The organism is Pseudomonas sp. FSL R10-0056 (assembly GCF_009600105.1).
GTDB classification, from domain to species: Bacteria; Pseudomonadota; Gammaproteobacteria; order Pseudomonadales; family Pseudomonadaceae; genus Aquipseudomonas; species Aquipseudomonas bubulae.
The window spans coordinates 1-765 of record NZ_WIWL01000072.1; the positions used below are offsets into that span (position 1 = coordinate 1).

1 rRNA gene is annotated in these 765 nt (G+C 49.3%); it reads right to left on the reverse strand.

The features are described from left to right. Positions 1-467 (reverse strand): 16S ribosomal RNA (locus GHO42_RS03820); the annotation flags it as partial. Positions 468-765: the final 298 nt, after the last annotated feature.

Consider the following 765-nt stretch of genomic DNA (forward strand, 5'->3'; position numbering starts at 1 on the left):
TCACGTATTAGGTAACTGCCCTTCCTCCCAACTTAAAGTGCTTTACAATCCGAAGACCTTCTTCACACACGCGGCATGGCTGGATCAGGCTTTCGCCCATTGTCCAATATTCCCCACTGCTGCCTCCCGTAGGAGTCTGGACCGTGTCTCAGTTCCAGTGTGACTGATCATCCTCTCAGACCAGTTACGGATCGTAGCCTTGGTGAGCCATTACCTCACCAACTAGCTAATCCGACCTAGGCTCATCTGATAGCGCAAGGCCCGAAGGTCCCCTGCTTTCTCCCGTAGGACGTATGCGGTATTAGCGTCCGTTTCCGAACGTTATCCCCCACTATCAGGCAGATTCCTAGGTATTACTCACCCGTCCGCCGCTCTCAAGAGAAGCAAGCTTCTCTCTACCGCTCGACTTGCATGTGTTAGGCCTGCCGCCAGCGTTCAATCTGAGCCATGATCAAACTCTTCAGTTCAAACATCTTTGGGTTTTTAAGAAACCCTAAACTTGGCTCAGCAATCGTTGGTTACATCTTTGATTTCTCGCGGAGTAACTTGTGATGCTGATAATCTTGTTGACTATCAGTCTGACTCCACAAGCACCCACACGAATTGCTTGATTCAATTGTTAAAGAGCGGTTGGTCAGCTTTCGCTGTACCGAGGCGCGCATTCTACAGCAGCCTCTGTATCTGTCAAGCGGTTATTTTAAGATGTTTTCAAAGTTTCCTCTGTAACATCAACCACTTGCGCTTTCGATCTCTCGTTAGCGGGAG